The sequence below is a fragment of the Mycoplasma cottewii genome (genome assembly GCF_024918975.1).
GTDB lineage: Bacteria > Bacillota_I > Bacilli_A > Mycoplasmatales > Mycoplasmataceae > Mycoplasma > Mycoplasma cottewii.
On the sequence record NZ_CP103424.1, the window covers coordinates 578,518 to 592,949 of the forward strand.

The following is a 14,432-nucleotide window of genomic DNA, read 5'->3' on the forward strand; positions in this document are numbered from 1 at the left end:
ACCTAATATTGGAATTATACAAATGGATATAATTTGTGATTATATTAATAATGTAAATATTTTATATTTATAGATATAGGTGGACAGGTTCTAGCCGGCCGTTCCTACGAATTTATGACCTGTAGAAATAAGCAAATAGAACCATTGCAACTTCTAAATGAAGTTGTTTTTTTATATATAAAATAATGGACACTAAAAATACTTTAAATAAAAATAACTCTTTTGAAAGAGCTATAAAATATTCAGAATAGATATTCCAGATTATAAATTATTGAAAATAGATATTATTTGTAATATATTAATAATGTAAATATTTTTATAAATATTTTATTTATAGATTGGCGGACAGGTTCTAGCCGGCCCTGCCTACCATTTGAGATGGCGAAATAAGGAAATAGAACCATTACAACTTCTAAATGAAGTTGTTTTTTTTATTTGAAACTTTACGTGTTCTAAATAAAAAACAACATTTAACTTTTTACAAATAAGTGTTACATGTGATTGGTATATTAACTTGCAATTGTATGAATTTATATTAAATACTCTTTAGGATATTTAATATAATTATTTTATATTTATATACATTTTGGAGAACTAATGATAAACATAAAAGACAAACAATTAAAGAGCATTAAATTCATAGACCTTTTTGCTCGATTGGGTGGTTTTAGACTTGCATTAGAGTCTTTAGGAGCAAAATGTGTGTATTCAAACGAAAAAGATAAACATGTAAAAGCCGTTTATCAAAATAATTTTAATGATTATCCCGATAATGATATTACATTAGTTGATGAAGCAAGTGTTCCTGATCATGATATATTATGTGCTGGTTTTCCTTGTCAAGCATTTTCGATAAGCGGAAAACAAAAGGGTTTTAATGATACAAGAGGTACGTTATTTTTTGATGTTGCAAGAATAGTTAAAAAGAAAAAACCTAAAGTTATCTTTTTAGAAAACGTAAAGAATTTTGCATTTCATGACAATGGAAAAACTCTTCAAGTAGTAAAAGACACTTTAGATGAATTAGGTTATGATTTTTATAGTGATGTTTTGAACTCTTTAGATTTTGGAGTTCCACAAAAAAGAGAAAGAATTTATATTGTTTGTTTTAGAAAAGATTTAAATATTAACTCTTTTAATTTTCCAAAACCTTTTAAATTAAATAAATTTGTTGAAGATATTTTATTAGAAGATAAAGAAACTGAAAATCTTGTTATAAAAAGATCTGACTTATCTTTAAAAAATCAAATTTCTAACACAAATTCTGTTAAATCAGTGTCATCGGAGCAGTTGGAAAAGGCGGACAAGGAGAAAGAATATACAGTGTTAAAGGAACAGCTATTACACTATCAGCAAATGGTGGTGGAGTTTTTTCAAAAACTGGAGGTTATCTAGTTAAAAACAAGAAAACTTCATCCAAGAAAATGTGCTAGATTAATGGGATATCCAGACTGATATAAAATAGATAATTCTTTTAATCAAACATATAAACAATTTGGAAACTCTGTGGTTGTTGATGTTTTACAATATATAACAATTAATATATCTAAGACTTTAAATCACGATTATAATTTTATTTAATTTTTAGTCTTATCATTTAAAACAAAAATATCATTTAATATTTCAGTTTTACTAATTTTATGTTTGCTTAAATTTAATAATCTAATTTTTTTACTACTTAATTTAACTAATAAGTTTTTTGATTCTAAATCATATTCAAAAGTATCAGCACTTAATCCTACTTTATCTAAACTTTCTAATTCTAATTTAATTTGTTGTTGATCTGAAAAAATAACAGGAGCGTTTAATGTTCTAAATTTGTTAGTTGAAACAGGCATTAACTCTTGCATTTCATATAATGACACTTCGGGATAAATAATTGCACCATGAGCTGATTTCATAAATCCAGTTGATCCACTTGGTGTTGAAAAAACTAAACCTGTTCCTTTAAATTCTTCTAAAAGTTCATTATTAATATAAATTTTTGTTGTTAATGGTCTTGTGTGATTTATAACTTTTATTTCATTTATTGCATAAACTTTTTTGTCATTAAAATTAACTTCTAATAAAGCAAGTTGAGTAACATTTGCATTTTTTAATAAATCACAACAAATTGCTTCTTGTAAATCTTCAATTCTATTTTTATTAGTATAAAACCCAATTCCACCAAACTTAATTGGAGCAAAAACTAATTTATCTAATAAATGTTGATATTTGTGAATGGCTACTAAAAAAGTACCATCACCTCCAATTACAAAAACGATATCAGGATTCTTTTCATCTTCAACAAAATTATTTTTATTTAATAATTCAATTAAATCATTTTTAATATTATTTGTTTTATCATAACTATTTGTCACTAAACTGTATTTCATATCAATCAGCTCCTTAATTGTTATTATATACATTTGATTAGAAATAACTTGTCTAAACTTTACTTATATTTTAATTTAAGATTAAAAAACTCTAACAATACAGTTAGAGAATTATCTAAATTTCTGTTTCATTAGTATGAGCTATCATTAACTCTTTAATTGAAATATTTTGTGGTAATTGATAAACATATAAAATAGTTCTAGCAATATCAACTGCAGCTAATCCACCATCAATTTCATTAATAAATTGCATATGTTCATCTAAAATTTCTTTTTTAGTTGAATTTAATAAATTAGTTGCAACTGTCCCTGGTTCAATTAAACTAAATCTAATATTTGTATGAGCTAATTCACGTCTTGTTTGTTCTGTAATTGCATTAACTGCGAATTTGCTTCCATTATAAACTGCATGATCAGTATATGTATATCTAGCTGCAACACTCGAAATATTAATTATAGTTCCATGATTTTGTTTGATCATACTAGGTAATACTGCGTCCATTCCGTTAATTACACCTTTAATGTTAATATCGATCATGTCATATTTTTGTTGAATATTTTGATCAATATATTTATCTAAAATCATAATTCCTGCATTATTAATTAATAAATCAACTGGGCCAAATTTTTCTTCAGCTATTTTAATTGCATTTTTAACTTCATCTAAATTTCTAACATCAACTCGTGCTGTCATACAATTATCTAAATTTAAATTATCTAATAGTTCTTTTCTTCTAGCCATAATTAGTAATGGATAACCTAAACTAGAAAATAACTTAGCACACTCTAATCCAATACCACTACTTGCTCCTGTAATTACTACTAATTTTTTCATGTTATCACCAAAAATATTATATAAGAAAATAAGCTTACTAATAAACTTATTCTATAGTATTATTATTAATTTAATTTACAAAATTTAAGATATCATTAACACTTGATTCTCATTGTTTATCAATTTGATTTGTTAATAACATAGCTTGATGGATTCAAATTATTTTTTGTTTAAAATTAGAGTTTTTTCAGTCATTAATATTTGTAATTTCTAATAACTTAACAATAAGGTTTTCATTATCTAAAAGTTCAGTTTCTAATTTTTGTCTGAAAAAAGAAACATTTTGATGTGAGTAATGTAATTTAGTTTCACTAGATGATAAATTTTTAGTTTTACGTAATAAATCAATTTCTTTTTTAATTAGTTGTTGTTGAAATAGATGAATTTCTTCTTTCATACTATTTGTTGTTGAATTTGTCGGACAAGCACAAGAAACTACAGTAAATGAAACTTTCATCATTGAACTAAGTGAGAAAAATAAAATTAACTTTCTTCAAAACCTCATATTTTATCCTTTCTACAAAATAAAGATTTTGCAAAAGTCATCTGTCATATATCTACACTAATATTATAGTAAACAATTAAATATGTATAATTAAAATTGAAAAACTAAAGTAGAATAATTAAACAATAAAATACTTTTGATATTAAAATATAAAAAGTATAATAATATTATGAACTTTCAAGGAGAAATTATGGATAATAAACAAATAATGGTAAGTGGAATTACACCAAGTGGAACTATGACTTTAGGTAATTATTTAGGTGTTGTTAAACGTTTTATTGAATTTCAAAATGAACATGATTTATATATTTTCATAGCTAATTTACATGCGATAACTTTACCTCAAGATAAAGAAAAACTAAGAAAAAATACAAAAGAAATAGCTGCATTATATTTTGCTTGTGGACTTGATATTAATAAATCAACTATCTTTTTACAATCTGATGTAACTCAACATTGTCAATTAGGTTGAATTTTAACAACTCATACTACAATGGGTGAATTATCTAGAATGACTCAATTTAAAGATAAATCAGTTAAAGCTGAATCAATAAATGGTAAATCTTATATTCCAACAGGATTATTTGCTTATCCAGCATTAATGGCTAGTGATATTTTATTATATGATGCAAAATTTGTTCCGATTGGAGTTGATCAAAAACAACACTTAGAACTTACAAGAGATTTAGCTGTGAGAATGAATAATAAATATGGAAAAATGTTTGAAATACCTGAACCATTAATTAGTGAAAAAACTGCAAAAATTATGGATCTACAAGATCCTACTAAAAAGATGAGTAAATCAAGTACTAATCCAAAATCAATTATTACAATGTTAGATACACCTGATCAAATTAGATCAAAAATTAAAGCTGCTTTAACTGATTCTGAAGATTTAATTAAATACGATCCAATAAATAAACCTGGTGTTTCAAACTTAATAACTATTTATTGTGAATTAACAAATACAAGTATAAGTGACGCTGAAAAACGTTGAGAAAATAAAAACTATAAAGATTTAAAAGATGATGTAACTGAAGTATTAATTAATTTAATTGATCCGATTCAACAACGTTTTAAAGAATTATATAATTCAAAAGAAGTTGAACAATGATTAGAAATCGGAGCAGAAAGAGCTAGAAAAATAGCTAATAAAAAATTAAATAAAGTTCAAAACTTATTAGGTTTAAATTATAATAGAAAATAATTTTAGTAACTATTTAGTTACTTTTTTATTAGGAGAAGATTATGAAAACAGTTAGAGTTATTGGAGCTGGACTAGCAGGTTGTGAAGCTTGTTATCAATTATTAAAAAGAAATTATTTTGTAGAATTATATGAAGTTAAATATTTAAAGAAAAATCCAATTCAACATAATGATTTATTTGCTAATTTAGCTTACTCTGATTCTTTTAGATCTAATTTATTAACTGATTCAGTTGGCACATTAAAACAAGAAATGAGGTTATTAGATTCATTGGTAATTAAAGCTGCAGAATTTAGTTCAACTGAAGACACTAATAACTCGTTAGTTTTAAATAGAATTAAATTTCAAGAATATATTACAAACTTTTTACAATCTCAAAAAAATTTAAAAATCATTAAACAAGAATATGTTGAAATTGATCTGAATATACCAACTATAATAGCAACTGGACCAATTACAACTACTAATTTAGAAAATTCAATTAGAGATTTAGTTGGTGAAGAAAATTTTTATTTATTTGATGCAGTTGAACCTATGGTGTGAAAAGAATCAATTAATATGAATTTAATGTATCAAGAAAATGATGATCTTTATTGTCTATTAAACAAACAACAATTTGAAAATATTTATAAACAAATAATTGATGCTGAAATTTTTATATCACCACTTAATAATGAAATACAAATGGTTGAAGACTATGGTTTAAAATCTCTTGAATCAATTGCTAAAGATAAAGAGTTATTATTAAAAACAATATTTAAGCCAATTAAAAATAGTTATGCTAGTGTTAGATTAAAAAAAGATAGTGTTAAAGATAATATTTACAATATAGTAGGTTTTCAGACAAGTATTAAATGACCATTTCAAAAAAATATAATTAAAAGCATACCAGGACTAGAAAATGCAGAAATATTAAGATATGGAGTTATGCATAAAAATGATTATATTAATAGTAAAAAACTTTTTAATGTAGGTTTTCAATTAAAGAATCATCCTAATATATTTTTTGCAGGACAAATTACTGGAGTTGATGGATATGTCGAATCAACAGCAAGTGCTATTATTAGTTCAATAAATCTTGACCGATATTTAAATAATAAAAAAATAATTATTCCAAGTGTTGATTCAACAATTGGAGCATTATGTAATTATTTACATAAAACTACTGATCAAATTTTTCAACCAATTAAAATTAATTGAGCAATTGTTGGAAAAAATACAAAAATGCCAACTAGTTTAATTGATAAACAAAAACTATCAAATAAAGCTATAAAATCTATTGAAAAATACATTTCTAAAATTAATAAAAATTGTTAATATTTTGCTTGCTTGGTATAATAAAGTAAATAAAATAAATTATTTTGGAGGTCGAAATGGTTTACGCAATAACTACTGCAGTTGCTATATTTATTTTGATATCACTATATTTTATAGCATATCTAATGGATCGTAAATTTATGAAAAAAATTAATACAAGTAGTATTACATTAATGGGAATGCTTATTGCATTAATTGTTATTTTAACTAACTGTATAGGTAACTCTGGTATATTTTTCAATACTAGATTAATGTTAGGAAACTTCGTTTTATTCTTATCAGGTATGATGTTTGGTCCTGTTGGAGGAGCGATTGTTGGAACATTAAGTTGATTAATAGGACTAGGATTTATTCAAACATTTATTCACGCTTCAATTTTAGCAATGTATGTTTTATATGCTATGTTAGGTTCTTTAGTATTCTTATTTAAATCAGAATCAAAACTAACTTATGTAATCTTAGTATATTCATTCTTAGCTATAGCAAGTTTTCTAATGACATTCGTAGCCTTTCCAATTGCATCATGAGCGAGTGTTGGTGGAGAAAGAACATTCTGACAATGAATGTTACTTCCAAAAAAATTCATAGTGTTTCCTTTAGACGTACTAATAGAACCACTTCTTATTATTCCTTGTTTTGAAGTATGTTTATTATTATTAAAAAATAACCCTACTGTTGAAGGAAAAACTTGAGCAACTAGATTCGGAAGTTTAGATCACTTATTTTCAAAGAAAAGATCTAAAAATATAAGCTCTAATTTACAAAAAACTACTGCATAAGTAGTTTTTTTAGTACCAAACTATAAAGAATTATTAAGAATAATAAAAAAAATCGCATAAAGCGATTTTTTAATAACTATTTGTTTAAAGCTTTTTTAGCAACTTCAACTAATGCTTTGAATTCTTCAGCATTGTTAATAGCTAATTCAGATAACATTTTTCTGTTTACTTCAATGTTAGCTAATTTTAATCCGTGCATAAATGTTGAGTATGATAATCCTTCTGGTCTAACAGCTGCATTAATACGAACGATTCATAATGATCTAAAGTTACGTTTTCTTTCTTTACGTCCTACGAATGCATAAGCCATAGAACGAATTACTTGTTCATGTGCTTTTTTGTATGAAGATTTTTTAGTTCCGTAGTAACCTTTAGCACGTTTAATTCAACGTTTTCTTCTTGCTCTAGTTACTTTTCCAAATTTAACTCTTGCCATATTTCTGTTATCCTCCTATATTATCCTTGTAATAAACCTTTTAAGTTTTTCATATCTGATTTACTTACTACTGTCATTTTTTCTAAGTGACGTTTTTGTTTAGTAGTTTTACCTGTTGCACGGTGTGATCTATAAGCTTTACCTCTTTTTAAAGAACCATTTGGTTTTTCAATAACACGTTTAGCTAAAGATTTTTTTGTTTTCATTTTTGCCATAATGTTTTACTCCTTGTCTTAACTAATTTTTCTTAGGCACGATATACATATCTAAAAATCTAGAATTTAATTTAGCTTCTTTTTCAATTTTAGCTACATCACTAACTAAATCAAAGAATCTATCTAAAGTTTGTTGTCCTAAATCAACATATGCAATTTCTCTACCTTTAAATTTTAATGAAACTTTAACACGGTTTCCTTCTACTAAAAATTCTTTAGCCTTTCTTGCTTTAGTTTCTAAATCATGTTGACCAATATTAACTGTTAATCTAATTTCTTTGTTTTCTGTTTTAGCTTGGTGTTTTTTAGCTTCTTTTAATTTCTTTTGTTGTTCATACTTGAACTTACCGTAATTTACTATTCTAGCAATAGCAACTCCATCAGGTTGAACACCAACTTGATATAAATCTAAGTTTTTTGAACTAGCTAAAGCTAATGCTTCTTTTCTAGACATAACACCTAGTTTTTCTTTATTTTCATCAATCACTAAAATTTGACTAGCTCTAATGAATTCATTTATTGGTTCTTGATTTTTCATAGGTCTTGAATTTCTTTGTCTGTTATCCATGTATTTCTCCTTAAAATAAAAAATGTGCCATTAAAGAATTAGAAAGCACACTTATTGCATATAACCATCATAAAAAAGTTATTACCATTTTGCCTAATTGCTAATGGTGAGCGAGTGCTTCTTCTTTAAACAAGATAATTGTATATTATTTATTAATAAATATAAAGTGTAAATTACAAAATTTTTCAAAAATAAAAGATATGCAATGCATATCTAATAATTATTTTAAAATAGCTACAACTTCACCTTGTTTTACTTTACCAAATTTAACAACTTCAATTGATTTTTCCATTGGATTTGTAAAAACAATTGGAGTTGTAATTGAAGGCACTTTTTTAGCAATTTTTTTAAGATCAACTGTTACTAATTTTTCATTAGCTTTAATCATTTGATCTTGTTCAACAACTGAATCAAATCCTTCTCCGTTTAAATTAACAGTATCTAATCCAATATGAATTAGAATTTCAACTCCTTGTTTAGTTTGAATTCCATAAGCGTGTTTTGTAGGAAAAACAGTCATTAATTTTCCTGCAATTGGAGCAAAAAAATCATTTGAACTTGGAATGATAGCAAAACCATCACCCATCATTTTTTCTCTAAAAACATCATCTTCTACTTTATCTAAGCTAACAATTTCACCATCACAAGGTGCTAATATTTCAATATTTTTCTTTTTAAATGGTCACATATTAATCCCTCTTTTATCTACTATTTTAATTTTAACATTTAATTATTTTATTTAAGTTTATAGATATTTCTATTTTAAATTATTTAAAAATTCATCAACTAATTCTAAAACTTGATTTTCGTTTTCACATTCTAAAGCTTTGTTTGATAATTCAACAGCTGAATTCATATCAATTTTACTCATTAATGATCTTGCTCTTAAAACTGAAGTTGCACTCATTGAAAATGCATCTAATCCTAATCCTAATAATATCGGTAATGCTTGAACATCTCCTGCCATCTCACCACACATACCAACTCATTTATTATTTTTATGACCACCATCAATTGTCATTTTAATTAATTTTAAAATAGATGGATTAGTTGGTTGATATAGATAAGACACGTTTTGATTCATTCTATCACTTGCCATTGTATATTGAATTAAATCATTAGTTCCAATTGAGAAGAAATCAGAGTACTTACTAAATTGATCAGCATTAACTGCGGCCGCTGGAATTTCAACCATCATACCAATTTGAACATCTTTATCATATTTAATATTTTCTTCATCTAATTGTTTTTTACAATCTTCAACAAATTGTTTAGCAGCTTTAAACTCATCAATTGTAGCAATCATAGGAAACATTATTCCTAGTTTACCAAACGCTGAAGCTCTTAATAAAGCACGAATTTGATCTTTAAAAATATCTTTTCTATCTAGTGTGAATCTAATTGCTCTATAACCTAAAAATGGATTCATTTCTTCAGGGAAGTTAAAGTATGATAATTTTTTATCTCCACCAATATCTAGTGTTCTAATGATAACTAGTTTTTGATTCATATCAACTAAAACTTTTTTATAAGCTTCAAATTGTTCTTCTTCAGTTGGGAAATGATCGTTGTCCATGTATAAAAATTCACTACGGAATAATCCAATCCCTTCAGCTCCTGATGCTAAAACTCCTTCAACATCATTAGGCGAACCGATATTTGCTTCAATTAATTTTTCAACACCATCTTTTGTAAGAGAAGCTTTGTCTTTAAATAATTTTAATTCAGCTTGTAGTTTTTTATATTCAATTGCTTTTTGTTGGTATTTTTCAATATCAGTTTGATTTAACTCTAATTCAACAATTCCACTTGCACCATCTAAAGCGATCATTTCTCCATCTTTAGCTTGACTAGTTATTGTTTTTAATCCTAAAACAGCTGGAATTTCTAAACTTCTAGCCATAATAGCAGCATGACTTGTTCGTCCACCAATGTTTGTTAAAAATCCTTTTACAAATTTTTTATCTAATTGAGCAGTTTGACTTGGAGTTAGATCTTCAGCAACAATAATAACTTCTTGATTTATTGTTGAAAGATCAATAATTTTAATATTTAAAATGTGTTTAATAATTCTTGATGCAACATCTTTAACATCAGCACTACGTTCTTTAAAATAAGCATCATCCATCATGCTAAACATTTCAAAATATTTATTAGTAACTTCTTTTGTTGCATAATCAGCATTAACTTTTTCTGAACTAATTAAAGAAATGATTTCTTCTTTGATCATTGGATCATTTGCAATATCTTTGTGTGCATCAAAAATTGCAGCTTTTTCTTCTCCTAGTTTTTCAAATGTAATTTTTCTTAAATTTTCTAGATCATTAACTGATTGTAAAATTGCATCTTCTAATTTTTTAATTTCAGCATCAACATCTTTAATTTCTATTTTATTAACTATAATTTCTTCTTCATTAATTATAAGAGCTTTGGCTACCGCTATACCTTCACTAGCACCAATTGCTTTAAGTTGTTTACTCATAATCAATCCCCTTATTCTAATAATTTAATATTAATTGTAATTTTTTTAAGAAAATAAAACAATAATTAATTTTTATAAAATTTTATTTCTTTAATTGCACTAGATGATAATTGTCTTTTTTCTAAATCACTTATAAAATAAACTATTTCTATATTTGGATCTAAACTTTTAAATCCATCATAATAGTTTAATTCATAATCAAAATCTTGTTGGCTTCTTAAACCTCTAACAATATATTTAGCGTTTAATTTTTTAGCTATATCAGTTGTTAATTGATCTTTATTTGCTATAACCGAAACATTATCTAAATCTTTAGTTAAATTAGTTATAATTTCAATTCTTTTTTCAAAACTTAATAAACTAGATTTATTAATATTTTTACTAACTACTATAAATAATTTATCAAATAAAGAACTTGCTTTTTTTACTATATTTAAATGACCATCGTGAAATGGATCAAAACTTCCAGGATAAATAGCAATCTTCATAACAACCTCTTTTAATTCACATATTAATTATAGTTAATTAATACAAATTTTGAAATTAATATTACAAAAAAACAGTAACGACTGTTACTGTAATAAATTTGTATAGTTTAAAGCTATAACACTTTTAATTTCTCAATATGAATTATTATTTTCTTGTTTTTCAAGTGTAACTTCAAATTCTTGACCAATAATATTATTAAATTGAGAATTTGAGAACTTAGTTCTTATTAATTTATATTTAATTTTATTTTTTGATGAACTAATATGTTTAGTTGTTCAAGCATCTTTTTCATAGTATTGACCAATAATTTCTTTTTCTTTTTGGTTCAGTTCTTTTTGTTTATTATTTAAAACAAAACTTAAAGCTTCAAATAATGAGGTAACTGATTTTTTATTATTTACACTTACATTGTAAAATTCATCATGAATATTTAATCCACCTAATAAAATACATAAACTATGTGATATAGATTTTTTAATAAATGTTGATTGATCTATTCCTATTAAATATCTTAAAGGAGAAACTGATTTATCCATTGTAATTTCATTAGTTAAATCTTGACCATCTAAAGTAAATTTAATTTTATCTCATAAGAAATAAGAATAATCAGGTTTAGTTGAACTATCATTTGATTCACGAGAATCTAGTGAATCAATAATAGTTTGAAGAATATTTTTATTTTCAACTTTTTCTGATTTTGGATCTGATGAAGTCGCAGTCACTTTAATGTATAAAGATTTTAAAATATAACCTATTGCTGAAACATCAATTCCAATAGATTCTTTAGGGTGTTTATCTAAGTATTGTTCAACTGATGTTCCAATTCTAGATAAAAATTTATCTAAAGTTTCATCATTAATTCCATCTATACCTAGTGCTTTTAATTTAGATAATGGCACATTTATATTTTTTAATGACGGAATGTTTCTATAAAATGCAGTATTTGAAATTAATGATTCTCCAGAAATTTCTATAGCATTTTTAATATCAGCTAGAGAATTAATAACAGCAGGTTGATCTTTACCTTTTTGTTTTACTGGTTTATTGTTTGTTATTGCTTTAACAATAGGAATAAGTGGATTAGAGTTATCTTTAATATCTGGAATAATAAATTCAGCTCATTTTTGAGTAAACTCTGTTGCAAAATTTCCATTCTCATCATATAAAGTTTTAATTAGATCATATTCAGGAGTTTCAATATCTGATTGTTTTTCAAAGTATTTTCCAGCGTTTTCTAAATATGCTGGGAATCATTTTGTTTTATTTATCCCTGAACTTTGACTGTCTACAAATTCACTAGGTGAATTTATAAATTTATATTCAGTTAATTTATTTAATATTGTTCTTAAAGGGTCTAAAACTTTATTGATATCTTTTACTATACTTCCTATACTGTTAACAATACCTCTATTAGGAAGATTAATTACATCATATATAGATCACGCTTCAATGACTTTTCCAGGACCTAACCCTAAATATAGTGCTAACTCTCTTTTATTATCATCAATATATCTTATATCTAATATATCACTAAATAATTTTCAAATATTACTTATATTTATAAACGCATCTTTAAAAGTAAAATTAAATTCTTTATCTCTATAAAAAATATGTTTTATAAAATTCAATAATGTTGCACCAACATTAGAATAAAGTGAAAATAAATTTTTTAAAGCATTTATAACTGTAGTAATAATTCCTTTTTCACCAAAAATATGAACATGACCTGTTACATAGTTAATGTCAAAAAATCTTGTACCAGATCAAATTTCTATATTTAATTTATTACCATTAAAATAAGCTTTTTTATGACCTGCGCTAACTTTTTCAAATAATTTATTAATTTGATCAGTTATTAATTTTTGAATATTATCTTGATGAGTTTTAACGTATTTTTCAATTATAGGAACTACATGTTCTAAAGCATTTGATAAGAAAAGTATTAAATTTTGAACTGAGTTAATAAGATCGAAAAATAAATTAGAAGTTCCAATACTATTTGGTTTATTTTTTGCATCAAAATAAACTTTAGATTTATCTACTCTTTTAAACATGAAATCTAAAAATCTGTTAGCGTATTTTTCTTCTTGCATTACTTTAGCTAAACCTTTAATTAAAACTAAAAGATCTAATTTGTCATCAGCTAAAATTTTAAATGACTCAACTCTTTTATTTAATAGTTCACTTATACTTAAATTTTCATTAACTACATAATACATTGAAAAGTATAATTCACTTTTTATATATCTTAAAAGTTCAGGTAGTATTTTAATTAACATTTCACGGTTAAAAACGTTTTTAAATTCATTAAAAACGTTTTTTATTTTATCTAAAAATTCAACATCTTTTTTACCAAACTCAGTTGCAATTACTTGATAAGCTGTTTTTAAAATAAAACTTGATAAATCTTCTGCTAAATTATCAGTATTATGATTAAAATGCTCTTGCCCTGTAATAGCTGTTGAAATACTATTTAATTCTTTATTAAATAATTGTCTTACGTTTAAGTTTTTATAAAAACTAGGATTTAATTTATGGTTATTAATTAAAAATTCACCTATACTTTTAAGTGTTTTTTCATTATTAACAATAAATTCTATTACTTTTTTTACAATATCATTGTGTTTAATGCTATCAATAAGTTTATTTGTTGTTAAAACATTTTTTTGAATTAAATCAATTCCCAATCCTAAAGTTTGAGATGAAACACTTGCTAAAGTATTTTGAACAATAGATAGTTGATTAATTAAAGGTTCAATACTATCTGGAACGATTGAATCAGGTGATTTTTTAGTTATATCTTTAAGTTGATTATTATCATTTTTATCTATATATTGAATTTCTTTATTAAAAAGATCACTACTTTTACCAAAATAACTTTCTAAAACATCACCAATTTTAGTATCACTAACTGAACTATCGTTATCTGGTTTTCATATAAAATTAGTTCCTAATTCATCAATTACTTTTTTATTTGCTAAACGTTGATTAATATAATTAGCATCAATTCCTTCTTCATCATTTAAAATTTTACCTTTAACAGCATAAGAACTTAGTTTAATATAATTTTCAACACTATTAATAAATTTATTTTTTTTATTATCTACATAACTAGAAGTAAAACCTAAAAAAGCACTTATAACAACTAAAAGCATTAAAATAGGTACATATCATTTTTTATAATCTTTTAATGATTTTCATAATTTAGCCATTAGATTAAACCTA

The 14,432-nt window shown here is 24.7% G+C and carries 13 protein-coding genes and 1 pseudogene; 4 read left to right on the forward strand and 10 right to left on the reverse strand.

Annotated features, from left to right (window positions below; translation table 4 throughout):
• Nucleotides 1–597 precede the first annotated feature (597 nt).
• Nucleotides 598–1,581 (forward strand): annotated as a pseudogene (locus NX779_RS02505) (DNA cytosine methyltransferase).
• On the opposite strand, the gene NX779_RS02510 reads toward NX779_RS02505, so the two are convergent.
• From NX779_RS02510 to NX779_RS02520, 3 genes are all read right to left on the reverse strand, one after another.
• Nucleotides 1,578–2,375: a diacylglycerol kinase catalytic domain-containing protein gene (locus NX779_RS02510; protein ID WP_259429853.1), complete on the reverse strand. Its 798-nt coding sequence runs from the start codon at nt 2,373–2,375 to the stop codon at nt 1,578–1,580. The pseudogene NX779_RS02505 and the gene NX779_RS02510 overlap by 4 nt on opposite strands.
• Before the next feature lie 115 nt (nt 2,376–2,490).
• Entirely contained in the window at nt 2,491–3,210 is a 720-nt protein-coding gene (locus NX779_RS02515) for an SDR family oxidoreductase (protein ID WP_259429854.1), read from the reverse strand.
• Nucleotides 3,211–3,280: 70 nt separating this feature from the next.
• Complete coding sequence (locus NX779_RS02520) at nt 3,281–3,715, reverse strand: hypothetical protein (protein ID WP_259429855.1); 435 nt, start codon at nt 3,713–3,715, stop codon at nt 3,281–3,283.
• Between the two features lie 190 nt (nt 3,716–3,905).
• Between NX779_RS02520 and trpS the strand changes: the two genes are divergently transcribed.
• Genes trpS through NX779_RS02535 form a run of 3 tightly spaced genes read left to right on the forward strand, consistent with a single transcriptional unit; the run spans nt 3,906 to nt 7,017 of the window.
• Entirely contained in the window at nt 3,906–4,922 is a 1,017-nt protein-coding gene (gene trpS / locus NX779_RS02525; RefSeq protein ID WP_259429856.1) for a tryptophan--tRNA ligase, read from the forward strand.
• Between the two features lie 41 nt (nt 4,923–4,963).
• Complete coding sequence (trmFO, locus tag NX779_RS02530; protein WP_259429857.1) at nt 4,964–6,238, forward strand: methylenetetrahydrofolate--tRNA-(uracil(54)-C(5))-methyltransferase (FADH(2)-oxidizing) TrmFO; 1,275 nt, start codon at nt 4,964–4,966, stop codon at nt 6,236–6,238.
• Nucleotides 6,239–6,294: 56 nt separating this feature from the next.
• Nucleotides 6,295–7,017, forward strand: a complete 723-nt coding sequence (locus NX779_RS02535) for an ECF transporter S component family protein (protein WP_259429858.1) — start codon at nt 6,295–6,297, stop codon at nt 7,015–7,017.
• A gap of 76 nt (nt 7,018–7,093) precedes the next feature.
• Here NX779_RS02535 and rplT read toward each other — a convergent pair whose 3' ends face one another.
• The 7 genes from rplT to NX779_RS02570 form a co-directional block, all read right to left on the reverse strand.
• Nucleotides 7,094–7,453 (reverse strand): 50S ribosomal protein L20, encoded by a 360-nt coding sequence (gene rplT / locus NX779_RS02540; RefSeq protein WP_042733346.1) that lies wholly within the window; start codon nt 7,451–7,453, stop codon nt 7,094–7,096.
• Between the two features lie 20 nt (nt 7,454–7,473).
• Nucleotides 7,474–7,668, reverse strand: a complete 195-nt coding sequence (gene rpmI / locus NX779_RS02545) for a 50S ribosomal protein L35 (RefSeq protein ID WP_004426338.1) — start codon at nt 7,666–7,668, stop codon at nt 7,474–7,476.
• A 22-nt stretch (nt 7,669–7,690) separates the two neighbouring features.
• Nucleotides 7,691–8,236 (reverse strand): translation initiation factor IF-3, encoded by a 546-nt coding sequence (gene infC / locus NX779_RS02550; RefSeq protein ID WP_004426337.1) that lies wholly within the window; start codon nt 8,234–8,236, stop codon nt 7,691–7,693.
• A 220-nt stretch (nt 8,237–8,456) separates the two neighbouring features.
• Nucleotides 8,457–8,924 carry a PTS sugar transporter subunit IIA gene (locus NX779_RS02555; protein ID WP_259429860.1) on the reverse strand — a complete coding sequence of 156 codons (468 nt, stop codon included), beginning with the start codon at nt 8,922–8,924 and terminating at the stop codon, nt 8,457–8,459.
• 69 nt (nt 8,925–8,993) lie between these two features.
• Complete coding sequence (gene ptsP / locus NX779_RS02560) at nt 8,994–10,718, reverse strand: phosphoenolpyruvate--protein phosphotransferase (protein ID WP_259429861.1); 1,725 nt, start codon at nt 10,716–10,718, stop codon at nt 8,994–8,996.
• Nucleotides 10,719–10,783: 65 nt separating this feature from the next.
• Entirely contained in the window at nt 10,784–11,206 is a 423-nt protein-coding gene (coaD, locus tag NX779_RS02565) for a pantetheine-phosphate adenylyltransferase (RefSeq protein WP_259429862.1), read from the reverse strand.
• An 84-nt stretch (nt 11,207–11,290) separates the two neighbouring features.
• Nucleotides 11,291–14,419, reverse strand: a complete 3,129-nt coding sequence (locus NX779_RS02570; protein ID WP_259429863.1) for an STREFT protein — start codon at nt 14,417–14,419, stop codon at nt 11,291–11,293.
• Nucleotides 14,420–14,432: the final 13 nt, after the last annotated feature.